Genomic DNA, 16,038 nt, shown 5'->3' on the forward strand with positions numbered 1-16,038 from the left:
CGATGCAGTCAAGAACTCTGCCCACAAGGAGGGCCCGTGCCCAGTGCGCTGACGGAGTCCGGGTCGGAATCCGAGCCTGCCGGGGATCCCCGGCGCCGGATCCCCCGGACGGACGACCTGCTGGCGCTGCCGGAGCTCGTGGCGGCGCGGGACCGCTTGAGCGGGACTGTCCTACACGGCCTGGTCAGCGAGTCCCAGGACCGTGCCCGCCGGGGAGTGCTGTCCCCGGACGAGGTCCAGGCCGAGGTGCTCGCCGCCGTCGCCGCCCGCACGGCCACCACCCTGCATCCGGTGCTCAACGCCACCGGCGTGGTGGTCCACACCAATCTCGGCCGGGCGCCGCTCTCAGCGGCGGCCGTGGAGGCGCTCGTGGCCTCGAGCGGTTATGTGGACGTGGAGATGGACCTGTCCACCGGTCAGCGGTCGAAGCGCGGGGCCGGTGCCCGCGCGGCGCTGCTGGCCGCCTGCCCGGCCGAGGTCCCCGGTGGGCTGGACGCCCTCGTGGTCAACAACGGGGCCGCCGCCCTCGTCCTGGCCACCACGGCGCTCGTCGGGACCGGGGAACTCATCGTCAGCCGGGGGGAACTCGTGGAGATCGGCGCGGGCTTCCGTCTGCCGGACCTCATCACCTCCACGGGGGCGCGGCTGCGCGAGGTCGGCACCACGAACCGCACCCACCGCGCTGACTACGCCGGCGCCCTCGGCCTCGAGACCGCCGGGCTGTTGAAGGTCCACCCCAGCAACTTCCGCGTGGACGGCTTCACCTCGGCCGTGCCGATTGACCAGCTGCGCTCTCTCGCCGATGAACACGGCCTGCCGCTGATCGTGGATGTCGGCAGCGGGCTGTTCACCGCGGACCCCGCCCTGCCGGAGGAGCCGGACCTGACGAGCGCGCTCGAGGCCGGGGCCGACGTCGTGATCGCCAGCGGGGACAAGCTGCTCGGCGGCCCGCAGGCCGGGATCCTGCTGGGCCGGGCTGCGGTCATCCAGAGGCTCGCGCGGCACCCTCTGGCCCGCGCGGTGCGTGCGGACAAGCTCACCCTGGCTGCCCTCGAGGCCACCCTGGACGGTGGCCCCACCCCGGTGTCCCGGGCCCTGCACGCCGATCCGGAGCGGCTGCGTGAGCGGGCCGAACGCCTCGGCGCGGCGGTGGGCGCGCCCGTGGTGGCCCACGAGGGCCGCGTCGGCGGCGGGGGAGCCCCCGGGGTGCCCCTGGCCGGCTGGGCCGTCCGGTTGCCGGCGGAGCTGGCCCCCCTGCTGCGGACCGGGCGGACCGCCGTACTGCCCCGCGTGCATGACGGCGCCTGCCTGGTGGATCTGCGCTGCATCCCCGAGCCCGACGACGGCCGGCTGGCCGACGCGATCCGCGCGGCCCAGGCGCGGCGCGGCACCCACCCGGACACCCCTGTCCCGGACGGCGGCCACTGAGGTGTACGTCGTCGCCACCGCGGGACACGTGGACCACGGCAAGTCCACCCTGGTCCGCGCCCTCACCGGGATGGAACCGGACCGCTGGGCGGAGGAGAAGCGCCGCGGGCTGACGATCGACCTCGGCTTCGCCTGGACCGTGCTGCCCTCCGGCCGGGATGTCGCGTTCGTGGATGTGCCCGGGCACGAGCGCTTCCTGGGCAACATGCTCGCCGGGCTCGGACCGGCCCCGGCCGTGTGCTTCGTGGTGGCCGCCGACGAGGGGTGGCAGGCCCAGTCCGGCGACCACCGTGACGCCCTCGCCGCCCTGGGCCTGGGACACGGGATCATCGTGGTCACCAAGGCGGACCGGGCCCCGGACCGGGTGGACGCCGTGCTGGCCCAGACCCGCACCGAGCTGGCCGGGACCGGGCTCGCCCAGGCCCCGGCCATCGTCGTCTCCGCCACCACCGGCGCAGGCCTGGCGGAGCTGCGCGCCGCACTGGACCGGGTCCTGGCCGGGCTGCCCGAGCCCACGGCGGGCGGGCGGGTCCGGTTCTGGGTGGACCGCTCGTTCACGGTCAAGGGAGCCGGTGCCGTGGCCACCGGCACCCTGACAGCGGGAACCCTGGCTGAGGGAGACCGCCTGGAGGTGCTCGGCGAGGGTGCCCCGCGGCCCGTCACGGTGCGCGCCCTGCACAGTCGCAACGAGGCCCACGGCTCGCTGGGCCCGACCCGTCGGGTGGCCGTCAACCTGCGCGGGATCCCCGCCGAGGTGATCCACCGCGGCGATGCCCTCGTGACGCCCGGCGCGTGGCCGCTGGCCGAGGTGGTGGACGTCCGCCGCACCACCGGGACCGAGCTGACCCAGGCGCCGGGGGAGCTGACGGTGCACGTGGGCACCGCCACGGTCTCCGCCCATGTCCGGCCGTTCTCCGCCCGTCATGCGCGGCTGGTCCTGGACCGTCCCCTCCCATTGATCCCCGGAGACCGGCTCGTGCTGCGGGATCCCGGCAGCCGCTCGGTCTTCGGCGGGGCGCACGTGCTGGACGTGGATCCGCCGGCGCTGAACCGCCGTGGTGACGGCACCCGACACGCGGCCTACCTGGAGACGGTTCCGAGCACGGGCAGCGCCCGTCTTGAGGTGGCGCGTCGGGGCGCCGTGCGGGTCGAGGTCTTGCGGCGGCTGGGCCTGGTGACGGAGGTCGGTGAGGTCACTGGGGTCACGGGGGGCACTGAGGGCCGGGCTGCGGCGGATGAGGGCGAGCTGACGGACGTCCGTGCGGTGGGACCGTGGTGGGTCCACGAACCGGTCCTGGCCGGCTGGGCGAGCCGGTTGCGGGCCGCCGTGGAGGACGTAGCAGAGCGGGACCCCCTGGCCGCGGGGCTGAGCCGGGGGGCCGCAGCCGAGGCCATCGGCGCTGATCCGGAGTTGCTGGACGTCGTCATCACCGAGGCGGGACTCGGACTGGACGGCGGTTATGTGGTCCTGCCGGGCGGGGGAGGCGGTCTCGGTCCGGCGGAGGCCTCCATCGCGGCGGTGGAGTCGCGGCTGGCCCGGGACCCCTTCGACGCCCCGGAGGGGGATGACCTCACCACTCTTGATCTGGGCCCCCAAGCGCTGGCCGCCGCCGAGCGGACGGGCCGGATCCTGAGGCTGGACGGGGGAGTGGTCCTGTTGCCCACGGCCCCGGCCCGGGCCATGCGGGAACTGGCCCGGCTTGAGCAGCCGTTCACCACCAGCCAGGCCCGGCAGGCGCTGGGCACGTCCCGGCGGGTGGCGATCCCGCTGCTCGAACACCTCGACGCCCGCGGCTGGACACGCCGGGTGGACAGCAGCCACCGTGAGGTCGCCCGGTAGCCTCACCGTTCCCAGGGGGCCAACTCTTCGTCGTATGGATCCGGAGGGAAACGGCGCCATTCATCGTCAGGTCCTCGAACAGCCTCCGCCATCAACAGTTCCAGAGCTCGTGTGCTGCGCGCCCTCATCCACCGGTCGAGCTGGTGGACCAACTCCCGCTCGTGGATCAGCGTCGACACAATCTGCCGTAGCTCGGTCGGGAACCCGCCTTGGCTGTCGAGGATGGCCGTGGCCAGCATGATCAGGTCGTTGTCGGACAACGCGCCCACTCCGACGGAACGCGCGCCGTCCACGAGCGCCGCGAGGCTGCGCTGGTGGGCCTGTTCTCTCAGCGTCCACTCCGGTGTGGGTTGCTGGGCCATGGCGGCCAACCAGTCGTAGTCGCCGTCCCGATTGAGCTGCCGCAGGCGGGCCTGGATCAGATCCGCCCGGAGACGACGTTCGTCGGCGGGCAGCATCCGGCGTAGTTGGTTCCGGAGGACCATGGGGGTGCGGCCGATCCGCTCCGCGATGTCTTCCAGAGGGCAGTCCTCACGGACAGCTTCCATGGCCGCGGCGAGGTCCAGTTCCGTCCACGGCTGCTTGTGGCGAAAGGGGGGTGGGGGTCTGTCGTCCACGTCTGTCATGTCCTCACTCTGAGGCCATCCCGTCGGGCGGGGGCCGGGAAGCAGCCCGGTGGGGACAGGTCGAGCCGACCGGTGACCTGTGGAGTGGTGGATGGGCCCCGCCGGTACACTCTTGGGGGCCCATATCGTGCCTTCACCCCACCGGAAACCGAGGTCATCACCGCCGTGCTCCTGAATCCCGTCGTCGTCTCCGTCGTGGTGCTCGCCGCCCTCAGCCTGGCCAGGGTCAACGTCATCGTCGCCCTGCTCATCGCGGCCCTGGTGGCCGGTCTGATGTCCGGGCTGAGCATCGAGGACACCATGTCCACGCTCGTCGGCGGGCTGGGCGGGCAGGGGGAGACCGCGCTGAGCTACATCCTGCTCGGCATCCTCTCGGTCATGGTGGCCCGCTCCGGCATCACCGAGAAGCTCATCCGCTGGATCCTGCCGCGGATCCAGGGCAAGCGGGCCATGACGCTGTTCGGCATCGCCGGGCTGGCCTGCTTCTCCCAGAACCTGGTCCCGGTCCACATCGCCTTCATCCCGATCCTCATCCCGCCGCTGCTGACGGTCTTCAACCGGATGAAGATGGACCGCCGGGCCGTGGCCACCGCGCTGACCTTCGGCCTCAAGGCGCCCTACATGCTGATCCCGCTCGGTTTCGGCCTGATCTTCCAGAACATCATCGTGGGGGAGATGACCACCTACGGCATGCAGATCGAGCTCGCCCAGATCCCGCTGGCCATGGCCATCCCGGTGGCCACCATGGTGGTGGGTCTCGTCATCGCGATCCTCGTGACCTACCGCCGTCCGCGCGAGTACCGGGACACCGCACCGAACCTCGGGATGGCGGCCGTCGGCGCGGCCGGCACCTCTGGTGCCTCCGGCGGCTCCCGGACCGGGGGGACGGGCAGCGCTACCGGAACCGACACCCGCTGGACGCGTCAGCACATCGTGGTGCTGATCGCGCTCGCCGTCACCCTGGTGCTCCAGCTGGTGTTCGGCTCCCTGGTCATCGCCGCGCTGGGCGGGGTGCTGATCATCTTCATCTTCCGCGGCGAGAGGTGGCGGGCCTCGGATGAGCTGGCCCACGGTGGCGTGACGATGATGGGCACCATCGCCTTCATCATGCTGGTGGCCTCGGGCTATGCCTCCGTGCTCACGGAGACCGGCGCCGTCGAATCGCTCGTGGTCACGGCGACGGGATGGATCGGGGACAGCCAGCTGCTGGCCGCCGTGGTGATGATGACGGTGGGCCTGCTCGTGACGATCGGCATCGGCTCCTCCTTCGGCACCATCCCGATTCTGGCCGCGATCTTCGTGCCGCTGTGCGCCGCCGTCGGGTTCTCCCCGCTGGCCACCGCGGCCCTGGTGGGTGCGGCGGGCGCCATCGGTGATGCCGGCTCACCCGCCTCGGACTCGACGCTCGGCCCCACCTCGGGGCTGAACGTGGACGGCCAGCACCACCACATCTGGGACACCTGCGTGCCCACCTTCGTACACTTCAACATCCCGCTGTTCTTCGGCGGGATCATCGCCGCGATGGTGCTGTAGGGGGCCCTGCGGGGCGGCCGGAGGTCTCCGGGGCCCGTGATCGGCGAAGGTCCCGGCGCATGACCAGCCGGGGCAACCTGCTGGCCTTCGCGTCCGTGGTGCCCACCACCCGGAAGCCGACGTTCTCGAACATCGCCCGGGTCCCCACGAACGCCATGGTCAGGTCCATGCGACCCTCGGGGTCCACCGGGTGGGCCTCGACGGCCGGGGCACCACGGGACGCGGCGTAGGCCACGGCGCCCTCGAGCATCCGTGTGGTGACGCCCTGCCGGCGGTATCCGGAGCGCACCACCACGCAGATGATGCTCCAGACCGGGACCTCGTCGATCGGACGGATGAGCTTCGAGGCGGCCAGCAGGGGGATCTCGGCGCGGGGTCCGATGCTGCACCAGCCCACGGGGAGACCGTCCCGGTAGGTGACGACCCCGGGAGGGTTCTCCCGCTCGCTGAGCCGCCGCATGGCCGCCTGGCGATCGCCTCCGCCGAGTTCCTCGATCTCGGGGGCTCGCAGGCGGTGGGACAGGCACCAGCAGTGCTTGTCCCGGCGGTTGGCATTGATGACGTCGGCGAAGTCCTCGAAGCGGTCCGGCGTGACCGGATGGGTCTCCCAGACGGACTCCGTGGTGACGTCCGGGGCGGTGGTGGTGGACATGGCTGTGGGCCCTCTCGTCGTCCCTCAAGACTGTGACGGAAGGACGGCCGTGTCCAGAGCTGACCGGGGGCAACGGAGTGCGGTGGAGTGCTCGAGCTCGGTGGCGCAGGACCTGTCGCCGCCCGCATCCCGATGCCATAGTGGGCCCATGGAGATCCGGTTACCCGCAGACTGTGGCAACGCCCCGCGCATCGGCATCGTGAATGACGTCCTCGTGGCGTGGGCGAGGGGGGACCGGGACGCCGTCTCGGCCTGGCTGGCAGAGGACGTCGAATGGAACGTGGTGGGCGGTGCCACCTATCAGGGGCGCCGGTCCGTGCTGCAGACCCTGCCTGAGGTACGCCCGGACACGCTCGCCATCCACACCACCATCTCCCACGGCCGGTTCGCCGCCTGTGATGCCACCCTGACCTTCTCCGGCCAGGGGGCGGGCAGCCATGCCGGCTCCTACGAGGCCGGGTCCACCAGCCTGTCCGTGATGGTCCGGTTCACCTCGGCCGCCGCGGCGACAGGACGGATCGCCCAGGTGCGCGCCTATGTGGTGAAGGGCGCGCCCTGGCCCCCGGCGGCGCCGCCGATCAGACGTTGAGGTTTCGTTCAGGAACTCCTGACAACGTGACTCGAATGAGTTTTGTCCGCAGAGCGACGTCCACCACGGCCGGAAAGATCCTCGCCTTCCTCGGGGTCAGTGCCCTGGCGGGCCTTCTGGTGGCGGGGTTGTTCCTGCCGCTGGCGGTCACGGGCGGCGCCACGGCGGCGACCGGCCAGAAGATGATCGAGGAGTTCCCGGCGGAGTTGCGCGAGGAGCCCGTGAGCGTGCCCTCCCGCATCCTGGCCGAGGACGGCACGGAGTTGGCCACGTTCTATGCGGAGAACCGCCAGCCCGTGGAACTGGACCGGATCAGCCCGACCATGCAGGACGCGATCGTCGCGATCGAGGATGAGCGCTTCTACGAACACGGCGGGGTGGACCCCCAGGGGGTGGGACGTGCCCTGGTCAGCAACGCCTCGTCGGGGTCCCAGCAGGGCGCCTCCACGATCACCCAGCAGTACGTCAACAACATGCTCATCAATGCTGACATGCTGCGCGGTGAGGAGCGGCTGACCATCTCCGGCACCAAGACCTATGCGGACAAGCTCAAGGAGATGAAGCTCGCGGTCTCCGTGGAGCAGGACCTGTCCAAGGAGGACATCCTCGAGGGCTATCTGAACATCGTGCTGTTCGGCGGTCGCAACTACGGCGTGGAGGCCGCCGCCCAGTACTACTGGGGCGTCCCGGCCGCAGAGCTGGACATCGCCCAGGCGGCCACCCTGGCCGGGATCGTGAAGTCCCCGAACGGCTACAACCCGGAGACGAACCCCGAGGCCTCGGTGGAACGGCGCAACATCGTGCTGGACTCCATGCTGGCGCAGGACAAGATCACCCAGCAGGAACATGACCAGGCCACCGAGGCGGGGCTGGATCTGGACATCCACCGGGAATCCACCGGCTGCATCTCCGCCTCCCAGGCCCCGTACTTCTGTGACTTCGTCACGCACGAGGTCCTCGCGAACGAGGCCTTCGGTCCGGACGTGGAGTCCCGCGAGCAGTTGCTGAACCGCGGCGGTCTGGAGATCACCACCACGCTGGACACCGGCTTGCAGGGTCACGCCCAGCAGTCCGTGGAGAAGACGGTCCCCGCCGGCGACGCCTCCGGTGCTGGCGCCACCCTGGTCACGGTGGAGCCGGGAACGGGCAACATCAAGGCGATGGCGCAGAACACCAGGTACGACCCCGAGGAGGATACGGACGCCGGGAACACCATGTTGAACCTCAACGTGGATGCCGCCCAAGGCGGGGGGAACGGCTTCCAGGGCGGGTCCTCGCTCAAGCCCTATGTGGCCGCCGCCTGGCTGGAGAGCGGGCGTTCCATGTATGACATGGTGGACGCCTCCCAGGACCATTGGCGCCAGGGCTCGGAATTCAAGGCCTCCTGCCTGGAGGGCGGGTCCGTCGCCATCCCGGACGAGAACGGGTGGAAGGTCAACAATGTCATCGATGACATGAAGCGCGAGATGACCGCTGACTTCGGGCTCTACTGGTCCATCAACACGGTCATGGTCAACATGGCCGAGGAGCTGGATCTGTGTGACATCACGGACGTGTCCACCCGGCTCGGCGTGCATCGGGCGGATGACGGCAAGCCGTTGAACCCGGCCAACCCGTCCTTCATCCTCGGTTCCGAGGAGTTCGCCCCCATGACCCAGGCCGCCGCCTACGCCGCCTTCGCGAACGACGGCGAGTACTGCGCCCCGCGGTCCCTGCTCTCCGTCAAGGACACCAACGGCAAGGAGTACGACGTCGGCGCTCCCCGGTGTGAGCGGGCGGTGGACCCCGAGGTGGTCGCCCAGCTGAACGAGTCGCTGACGAACATCGCCCACCGCAATGCGGAGGAGGCCGGTCAGCCCGACTCGGTGCAGGAGCTGCCCATGGGGGGCAAGACGGGTACCAACAACTCCCAGTCCTCCACCTGGTACATCGGTTACACCTCGGGCCTGGCCACCGCGAGCTGGGTGGGCAACTACACGGGGCTGAAGACGCTCGCGGACGTGCCCATCAAGGGAACCAAGCACGAGGACTTCTGGGGCAGCACCCTGGCCGGACCGCAGTGGTTCGACTACATGGGCAAGACCGCGCAGTCCCATCCCGCCGAGGAGTTCCGGACACCGCGGGATTCCCCGTTCGAGGATCCCGGCTCCCGGGACCGCTACGCCACGGGCGGTGACGGCACGGAACCCGGCAATGAGCCGGAACGTCCCGGTGATGCCGCCGAGTCCACCCCGGACAACCCGAACGCCGACACCCCGTCGGATTCAGGCCCGTCGACGGCTCCGTGACCTGGTCCGGGCGGGCTGGAAGCGTCTGGACAGGCTGGACGGGGCGCTCCGCGGCGATCCGGCCGCCGTCCGGAGCGTGGCCACCAGCCGGGGCGTGGCCACCGGCCGGGGCGTCAGCCCTCGCAGTCGGTGCAGTACTGCAGGCCGTCCTTGACCCGGGCCACCTGGGATCGGTGCCGGACCAGGAAGCACGAGGCGCAGGTGAACTCGTCCTGCTGCGCCGGTAGCACCTTGACGGTCAGCTCCTCGCCGGAGAGGTCTGCCCCGGGTAGCTCGAATCCCTCCGCCGCTGCGGTCTCATCCTCATCCACCACGGGCGACTGCGTGTCGGTGCGGCGGTTCTTCAGCTCTTCGATCGAACCGTCGGTGGTCTCTTCCGCGTCCTGACGCGGAGTGTCGAAATCAGTGGCCATGGGTTGCACGCTCCAATACATGATTCACGCGGGGGATCGCCCCGCTGTCGGGGCCTGGATTCCTCCGTGGATCCCCGACGATGCCGGAGAACCTGGTTGCCCCTTGGACCGCGGATAACACGGGGACTGAACGCTCTATTCCCGCCAGCGGCTTCGTCGGGCGGCCGGGTGCATGACGTCGGAACCCCTCAGGTGCGGTGGCCAACGCGGCACTCGTTCTACCATCGAAGGCGTGAGCACCCTTGCACCGGCCCCGCACCTCAAACGGATCTCGCCCCAGAACCTGTCCCCGGGGTACTTCGCCTTCGTGATGGGCACGGGGATCCTGTCCATCGGCGCCTCCCAGCGGGGCTGGGACTGGCTCTCCATCGCCTTCCTGGTGGTGGCCGGCGTCGGGCTCGTGGTCCTGGTGGGGCTGAATGTCTGGCGGTTCCTGGCCTTCCGGGACGCGCTGGAGGCGGACCTGCATGATTCTGCGCAGGCCTTCCTGGCCTTCACGTTCGTGGCGGCGGTCAATGTGGTGGCCTCGGCGTTGGCCGGTTTCGGGGCCTTCGGTGCGGCCTCCGTCCTGCTGGTGATCGGTTCCGTGAGCTGGCTGGTGCTGGGCTATTCGATCCCCTGGGCGGCCGTGCTGGGACGCTCGGAGCGGCCGGTGACCCCGGCGGCCAACGGGACCTGGTTCATCTGGGTGGTGGCCAGCCAGTCGGTGGCCGTGGTGTCCGCGACCCTCGAGCCCCAGGTGGCGGGCTTCCGCGAGGGGCTGGCCGTCCTGGCCGTCTTCGCCTGGTCGGTCGGCCTGGCGTTGTACGTGGCGGTGGCGATCCTCGTGGTCTACCGGATGCTCGCGTTCCCGCTGGAACCCGAGGACTTCACGCCGCCCTACTGGGTGTCCATGGGGGCCCTGGCGATCACGATCGTGGCCGGTTCACGCATCGTGGAGATGCACAGCACCCCGATGGTGGACGCGGTCCGCGGACTGGTGGCGGGCGTGGCCGTGGTGCTGTGGTGTTTCGCGACGTGGCTCATCCCCGCGCTGGTGGCCGGGGGCATCTGGCGCCACGGGGTGAAGAAGGTGCCCCTGGTCTACAACCCCACGTGGTGGAGCATCGTCTTCCCGCTGGGGATGTACGCCGTGGCCGGGATGTACCTGGGGCGGGCGGACCGGCTGCCGATCGTCGCGTGGATCGGCGAGCAGTGGATCTGGGTGGGGATGGGAGCCTGGGCCGTGGCCTGCGGGGCGATGGTGTGGTCCTGGGTCACCGCCGTGAGACCACGGGTGGACGACGGGCCGGTGGCACCCGGGGACCCGGGCCTCGATTCCTAAGCTACTGACGAGTAGAGTCGGTGTTGAGCGGCCGTCAGAGGTCGTTGCAGCCGACTCGGTCAGAGTCTGAGTCTGAGTCGGCGAGAGACAGGCCAGGAGGATCTGGCCCCCACCGTCCCGGAAGGACCCCGACGTGCGCCGCCGCATCTTTGAGACCGAACACGAAGACTTCCGCGATGCCGTGGCGGAGTTCGTCACCCGCCAGGTCACCCCGAACCTCGAGGCCTGGGCCGAGGCCAAGGCGCTGCCGCGTGAGTTCTGGCTGCAGGCCGGTCAGCAGGGCCTGCTGGGCCTCGAAGTCCCGGAGGAGCACGGCGGCGGTTACCCGCAGGACTACCGCTTCAACGCCGTGGTGTTCGAGGAGCTGGCCAAGGCCAGCTTCGCCGTCGCCTCCTGCGTGGGGATCGACGCGGACATCGTGCCGCCGTACATCGTGGACCTGGGCACCCCCGAGCAGCACGCCCGCTGGCTCCCCGGGGTGGCGGACGGCTCGACCGTGACGGCCATCGCCATGACGGAACCGTCCGGAGGCTCCGACCTGGCCAACCTCAAGACGACCGCCGTGCGGGACGGGGATGACTGGGTCATCAACGGCTCCAAGACCTTCATCACCAACGGCTTCTCGGCTGATCTGGTGGTGGTCGCCGCTCGCACCAGCCCGGAGAAGAAGGCCAAGGGCATCACCCTGTTCGGGGTGGAGGCCGGCATGGAGGGCTTTGAACGTGGCCGGAAGCTGGACAAGGTGGGCCAGCCGGAATCCGACACCTCCGAGCTGTTCTTCACGGACCTGCGCGTCCCCAGCGAGAACATCATCGGCCAGGTGGACACCGGGTTCATCCAGATGATGAAGAACCTGCCGCAGGAGCGTCTGGGCGCCGCCGTCTACGGCTTGGCCCATGCCCGGCAGATCCTGGACGAGACCCTCCAGTACACCAAGGACCGCAAGGCCTTCGGCCAGTCCATCGGCGCCTTCCAGCACAACAAGTTCCTGCTGGCCGAGCTCTTCACCAAGGTCGAGGTCACCCAGTCCTTCCTCGATGACGCCATCATGGCCCACACCGCCGGCGAGCTGTCCGCCGTGGACGCCGCCAAGGCCAAGTACTGGGCCTCGGATATGCAGAACGAGGTGCTGGACCACTGCGTGCAGCTGCACGGCGGGTATGGCTACATGAACGAGTACCGCGTGGCCCGCGCCTGGAAGGATGCCCGCGTCAACAAGATCTGGGCCGGTTCCAACGAGATCATGAAGGAACTCATCGGGCGCGACCTGGGGCTCTGAGCCTCGGCTCCGCCGGTCACTGGCCTCCGTCGGTCACTGGCCTCCGGCGTAGGACTCGACAGCCATCACGGAGAGCGGGAACTCCACCGGCGCGGCCCCGAACAGCATCCGGCCGGAGGCCTGTGCCGCCTCGGTGACGATCCGTCGGACGGCGTCGGCCTCCCCGGCCGGTCCGTGCAGCACCACCTCGTCGTGGACGAAGAACACCAGGCGGGTCTGCAGTGCGGTGCCCTGGCCGGCGCCCTGGCCGGCACCAGCCCCGGCGTCCGGACCGGCCCCCAGACGCAGGCGGCGGCGGATCTCGCCCATCCAACACAGGGCCCATTCGGCGGCAGTCCCCTGGATGATGAAGTTGCGGGTGAACCGTCCGGCGGATCGTCGCGCCGTGCGCGACCGCGCCTCGGCCTCGGCCGTGGAGACATCGGCGGAGGTGGCCAGCCACTGCTGGCCCGGTGCCGGGGACGTGCGTCCCAGCCACGTGGCCACCTGCCCTCCTGACTCGCCGCGCTGTGCGGCCTGCTCGAGGAGTCCCATGGCGTGCGGGTACAACCGGCGCAGGTGCGGGATCAGCGCGGCCGAGTCGCCCGTCGTCGCCCCGTACATCGCGCCCAGGAGGGCGACCTTCGCCCGGGAGCGTTCGGCCAGCTCAGATCCGGCACGCCGGCCCTGTTCGGCGACCGCCAGGTAGAGGTCGTGACCGGATCCAGCCTCGGCGAGGGCGCGGTCCCCGGACATCGCCGCCAGGATGCGCGGCTCCACCTGGGAGGCGTCGGCCACCGTCAGCAGGTGGCCCGGGTCGGCGCGGACGGCGTCCCGGACGGCGGCGGGGATCTGCATGGCACCGCCTCCGTGGGCGGCCCACCGTCCGGTCACCACGCCGCCCACGGAGTAGGCGGGGTGGAATCGGCCCTCCTGCACCCATTCGTCCAGCCAATGCCAGCCGTTGGCCGTCCAGAGACGGTAGAGGCGTTTGTACTCGAGGACGCCGGAGATCAGCTCGGTCCGCCGGGGCGCATCGGGCCCACCCTCGGCAGCCCACGCCTTGAGGTCCCACGCCCGGGTGGAGGATACGCGGATGCCGGCGAGGTTCAGGCCGCGCAACAGGTCTTGGGTCGAGTCCGGATTGAGCCCGGGGACCCCGAGCGTGGCGCCGATCCGTTCCGCCAGGTCCTGGAGCAGTCGGGGCCGCTGTCCCTCGGCGGGACGCGGGCCGAGGCTCTCCGCGAGCATGGCCTCGTGCAGGTCCCTGCGCCAGGGCAGGCCCTCCTGCAGGATCTCAGCTGCGATCAGGGCCCCCTGGGATTCAGCGGCCAGCAGCAGTTTCAGCCGGTGCGGGTTCCGGGATCGGGCCACCGCATCCAGCTGGGCCGTCAGCTCGCGCGCCAGGTCCACGGCATGAGGAGTGTCCTGCTGCCGACGGCCGGCGGTGGGCAGATCGAAGAACGTCCCCTGGTCGAGACGTACCGCAGGTTGCTCCCGAACCCACGGTTCGGGCTCCGCCACGGGCACGTCCACGGCGGGGGAGTACGTGAGAGCGTGGTCGGATCCGGATCCGGAGCCGGATCCCGACCCGGATGCGGCTGCGGATGCGGATGCGGTGGACAGGATGCGTTGGCACAGTCCCAGGTCCCAGCACCGGCTGATCTGGACCCCGGCCTCCAGCAGGGGGCGGTACCCGGCGGCCACCGAGGCGAAGACCCAGCGCACGGTGTCCGGGTCGGTTCCGAGCCGACGCGGCAGGTCGCGGACCAGGTCAGGAAGTGCTGTGGCCGGGACCGGCTCGAGCTGTTCCACCCGGCCCTCGCGGAGCACGACCGGGAGCCACAGATCTGCCGGCCCGGATGCTTGGACCGGAGCCGGGCCGAGGACGATGTGCATCCTCCCATTCAACCCGACCGGCTGATCCATCCCGACCGGCCGGTTCAGAGCCGCCGGTTCAGACCAGCCGGTTCAGATCCGCCGGTTCGGATCCGCTGGCTCAGCCCAGCCAGTCGGGATCGGCGCCCCAGGGCGAGAAGGTGGAGCGGGCCCGCAGGAATTCGCCCACGACGGCGGCCCCCAGGTCCTCCGGATCGGGCGCCACCACGCGTCCACCCACCCGGCGGGCCATGGCCGCGAGGAAGCTCTCCAGGCCAGGGTCGGTGCCCAGCCGGAAGAAGGTGGTCTCCGCCCCGAGCCGGCCGACCCGGTCCAGCTCGGCGATGGTCGCCCGCAGCGTGGCCGGTTCCGGCGGGTAGGAGAACATCGCCACGGGACCCGAGTCGCCCTGCGGCATGAGGTGGGCGGTGGGTTCACCGTCGGTGACGATCAGCAGCACCGGCTGCAGGGTGGGATGCTGCCGGAAGAACCGGGTGGCGAGCATGAGGCCGTGGTGCAGGTTGGTGCCCTGATCGCGCATCGGGGCCAGAGCCGTGAGTTCGCCGATCTCGACGCGGCCGGCGTAGCGCCCGAAGTTCACCAGCTGCAGCTGGTCGCCGCGGAAGCGGGTGGAGACCAGATGGTGCAGGGCCAGCGCCGTGCGTTTCATCGGCACCCAGCGGCCCTCGGCCGCCATGGAGAACGAGGTGTCCACCAGCAGCGCCACCGCGGCCTGGGTGCGTGCCTCCGTCTCCTGGACCTCGACGTCGGCCACCTCGATCCGCAGGCCGGACGCCGGATCCCGGCCGGCCGCCGTCGTGCGTCCGATCGCGTTGGTGAGCGTCTTGGTGACGTCCCAGGCCTCGACGTCACCGAAATTCCAGGGTCGGGTGGAGCCGGTGAGTTCCCCGGCCGCGCCGGCATGACGGGTGTCCCGCTGCCCCTGCCGCCCGGAGAGTCGGCCGGCGGCGTCCTGGAGCAGGGAGGTGCCGAGTTTGCGCATCGCCCGTGGGGAGAGCGTCAGGTCGCCCTCGGTGCTGCGGCGCAGCAGACCGCTGTCCCGCAGCGCCTTCTCCAGCCGGTCCAGGGTCTGGGCCTCGACGGCGGCCTCATCGCCGAGTTGCCGTGCCAGCTTGTCCACATCCAGGTCGGACAGGGTGGAGCCGGGGGAGGACTGGGCGAGCTGATCAGCCAACTGGTCGAGGTCCGCCAGATCCTGGAGCACCCCGGTGCCGTCTCCGAGACCGAGCCCCTGTTCGCCGTCGAACTGTTCGGAACCGGTCCAGTCCTCGCCGGGGCGCAGCCCCTGGAGGTTCGCGTCCAGCTGGCTCAGCTGGTCCATCAGTGCGGGGGAGCCGAAGGCCTGTGCGGACAGGGCCATGAGTTCCGCTCGCTGCTCGGGCGTCATGGAGCGGAGCATGCGCTGGGCCGCCGCCGAACGCTGGGCGAGCGTGTCGATGAGCTCGTCGATGTCCTCGGGGTTCTCCGGGAACTGGTCGCCGTGTTGTGCCATGAACTGCTCGAAGTCCTCCGGGGTGTCCTCCCCGCGGGCGTGTTTCTCCAGCAGGTCATTGAGGTCTGCGAGCATCGCGGCGATGGCCTCACGGTCCTCGTCCGTGGCGTTCTCCAGGGCGTTCTTGATGCCGGCGAAACGCTGGTCCAGCATCTCCCGCCCGAGTAGATCCTTGATCTGCTCGTAGGCCCGGCGCGCGGTGTCTGACTGCCAGTCGTAGCCGGCGAGCTCGGTGACGGCGGCGGCCGTGGAATCCGGGAGGTTCTGCAGCTGCATCTCGCGGAAGGAGCGGTCCGTCTCGTCCATGTGGATGTCGCGGGCGAGCTGCTTCCGCTCCTCCAGGACCGCCTCGTCCAGGAGCTTCTGAGCCTCCTGCAGGGTGCCATCGAGCCGGTGGCGGCCCAGCAGGTCACGGCGCCGCTGTTGGACCCGGCCGGCGAGATCGTCCAGTCCGGTCAGGCTCCGGCCGCCGCGGCGGAGGAACTCGCGCAGGGCCTGTTCGGGGGAGTATCCGGCCATGACATCGTCGGCCACCGCGTCGAGTGCCTCGGAGAGGTCGACTGGCGGGGCCAGGGGGTCGGGGCCGCCGTCGTAGCGGCCATAACGGGAGGAGGACCGGTATCTCATGGTGCCCTCTGGTTCACGTCGGGGTAGGTGGGGCCACTCTACGTCTCCGGGCTGGGAGTGGGGAGGTGG

Annotated in this window: 12 protein-coding genes; 7 read left to right on the forward strand and 5 right to left on the reverse strand. The window is 70.5% G+C overall.

Annotated elements, in window-relative coordinates; translation table 11 throughout:
* The first annotated feature begins 36 nt into the window (after positions 1 to 36).
* Both selA and selB read left to right on the forward strand, forming a co-directional pair.
* The gene (gene selA, locus ACSU1G_RS16750; RefSeq protein WP_439281100.1) at positions 37 to 1,428 is read left to right on the forward strand and encodes an L-seryl-tRNA(Sec) selenium transferase; all 1,392 of its coding nucleotides are present in this window, start codon (positions 37 to 39) and stop codon (positions 1,426 to 1,428) included.
* 1 nt (position 1,429) lies between these two features.
* The gene (gene selB / locus ACSU1G_RS16755; RefSeq protein ID WP_439281101.1) at positions 1,430 to 3,268 is read left to right on the forward strand and encodes a selenocysteine-specific translation elongation factor; all 1,839 of its coding nucleotides are present in this window, start codon (positions 1,430 to 1,432) and stop codon (positions 3,266 to 3,268) included.
* A 2-nt stretch (positions 3,269 to 3,270) separates the two neighbouring features.
* On the opposite strand, the gene ACSU1G_RS16760 is transcribed toward selB, so the two are convergent.
* A complete protein-coding gene (locus tag ACSU1G_RS16760) occupies positions 3,271 to 3,894 on the reverse strand; it encodes a hypothetical protein (protein ID WP_439281102.1) in 624 nt (207 codons plus the stop codon).
* Between the two features lie 165 nt (positions 3,895 to 4,059).
* On the opposite strand from ACSU1G_RS16760, the gene ACSU1G_RS16765 reads away from it, so the two are divergent.
* The gene (locus ACSU1G_RS16765; protein WP_439281103.1) at positions 4,060 to 5,427 is read left to right on the forward strand and encodes a Na+/H+ antiporter family protein; all 1,368 of its coding nucleotides are present in this window, start codon (positions 4,060 to 4,062) and stop codon (positions 5,425 to 5,427) included.
* On the opposite strand, the gene ACSU1G_RS16770 is transcribed toward ACSU1G_RS16765, so the two are convergent.
* Positions 5,405 to 6,079 carry a GNAT family N-acetyltransferase gene (locus tag ACSU1G_RS16770; RefSeq protein ID WP_439281104.1) on the reverse strand — a complete coding sequence of 225 codons (675 nt, stop codon included), beginning with the start codon at positions 6,077 to 6,079 and terminating at the stop codon, positions 5,405 to 5,407. The genes ACSU1G_RS16765 and ACSU1G_RS16770 overlap by 23 nt on opposite strands.
* A 148-nt stretch (positions 6,080 to 6,227) precedes the next feature.
* Here ACSU1G_RS16770 and ACSU1G_RS16775 point away from each other — a divergent pair, with 148 nt between their 5' ends.
* Positions 6,228 to 6,668 carry a nuclear transport factor 2 family protein gene (locus ACSU1G_RS16775; protein ID WP_439281105.1) on the forward strand — a complete coding sequence of 147 codons (441 nt, stop codon included), beginning with the start codon at positions 6,228 to 6,230 and terminating at the stop codon, positions 6,666 to 6,668.
* 35 nt (positions 6,669 to 6,703) lie between these two features.
* Entirely contained in the window at positions 6,704 to 8,956 is a 2,253-nt protein-coding gene (locus tag ACSU1G_RS16780) for a transglycosylase domain-containing protein (protein WP_439281106.1), read from the forward strand.
* 113 nt (positions 8,957 to 9,069) lie between these two features.
* On the opposite strand, the gene ACSU1G_RS16785 is transcribed toward ACSU1G_RS16780, so the two are convergent.
* A complete protein-coding gene (locus ACSU1G_RS16785) occupies positions 9,070 to 9,369 on the reverse strand; it encodes a DUF4193 domain-containing protein (RefSeq protein WP_363356312.1) in 300 nt (99 codons plus the stop codon).
* A 232-nt stretch (positions 9,370 to 9,601) separates the two neighbouring features.
* Between ACSU1G_RS16785 and ACSU1G_RS16790 the strand changes: the two genes are divergently transcribed.
* Together ACSU1G_RS16790 and ACSU1G_RS16795 are read left to right on the forward strand one after the other, a co-directional pair.
* Positions 9,602 to 10,693, forward strand: coding sequence for a tellurite resistance/C4-dicarboxylate transporter family protein (locus ACSU1G_RS16790; RefSeq protein ID WP_439281107.1), 1,092 nt, complete (start codon positions 9,602 to 9,604; stop codon positions 10,691 to 10,693).
* 133 nt (positions 10,694 to 10,826) lie between these two features.
* On the forward strand, positions 10,827 to 11,972 hold the full coding sequence (locus tag ACSU1G_RS16795; RefSeq protein WP_439281108.1) for an acyl-CoA dehydrogenase family protein: 1,146 nt from the start codon (positions 10,827 to 10,829) through the stop codon (positions 11,970 to 11,972).
* A gap of 33 nt (positions 11,973 to 12,005) precedes the next feature.
* Here the strand turns inward: ACSU1G_RS16795 and ACSU1G_RS16800 are convergent, their stop codons facing one another.
* Entirely contained in the window at positions 12,006 to 13,850 is a 1,845-nt protein-coding gene (locus ACSU1G_RS16800; RefSeq protein ID WP_439281109.1) for a bifunctional 3'-5' exonuclease/DNA polymerase, read from the reverse strand.
* 100 nt (positions 13,851 to 13,950) lie between these two features.
* Complete coding sequence (locus ACSU1G_RS16805; RefSeq protein ID WP_439281110.1) at positions 13,951 to 15,969, reverse strand: vWA domain-containing protein; 2,019 nt, start codon at positions 15,967 to 15,969, stop codon at positions 13,951 to 13,953.
* Positions 15,970 to 16,038: the final 69 nt, after the last annotated feature.

The sequence above is a fragment of the Microbacterium sp. A93 genome (genome assembly GCF_051842835.1).

Bases quoted from the DNA above. Each gene is read 5' to 3' on its own strand.
- ACSU1G_RS16770 (WP_439281104.1), bottom strand. From the start codon at position 6,079: ATGTCCACCACCACCGCCCCGGACGTCACCACGGAGTCCGTCTGGGAG.
- ACSU1G_RS16805 (WP_439281110.1), bottom strand. From the start codon at position 15,969: ATGAGATACCGGTCCTCCTCCCGTTATGGCCGCTACGACGGCGGCCCC.
- ACSU1G_RS16760 (WP_439281102.1), bottom strand. From the start codon at position 3,894: ATGACAGACGTGGACGACAGACCCCCACCCCCCTTTCGCCACAAGCAG.
- ACSU1G_RS16800 (WP_439281109.1), bottom strand. From the start codon at position 13,850: ATGCACATCGTCCTCGGCCCGGCTCCGGTCCAAGCATCCGGGCCGGCA.
- ACSU1G_RS16775 (WP_439281105.1), top strand. From the start codon at position 6,228: ATGGAGATCCGGTTACCCGCAGACTGTGGCAACGCCCCGCGCATCGGC.
- ACSU1G_RS16785 (WP_363356312.1), bottom strand. From the start codon at position 9,369: ATGGCCACTGATTTCGACACTCCGCGTCAGGACGCGGAAGAGACCACC.
- ACSU1G_RS16780 (WP_439281106.1), top strand. From the start codon at position 6,704: ATGAGTTTTGTCCGCAGAGCGACGTCCACCACGGCCGGAAAGATCCTC.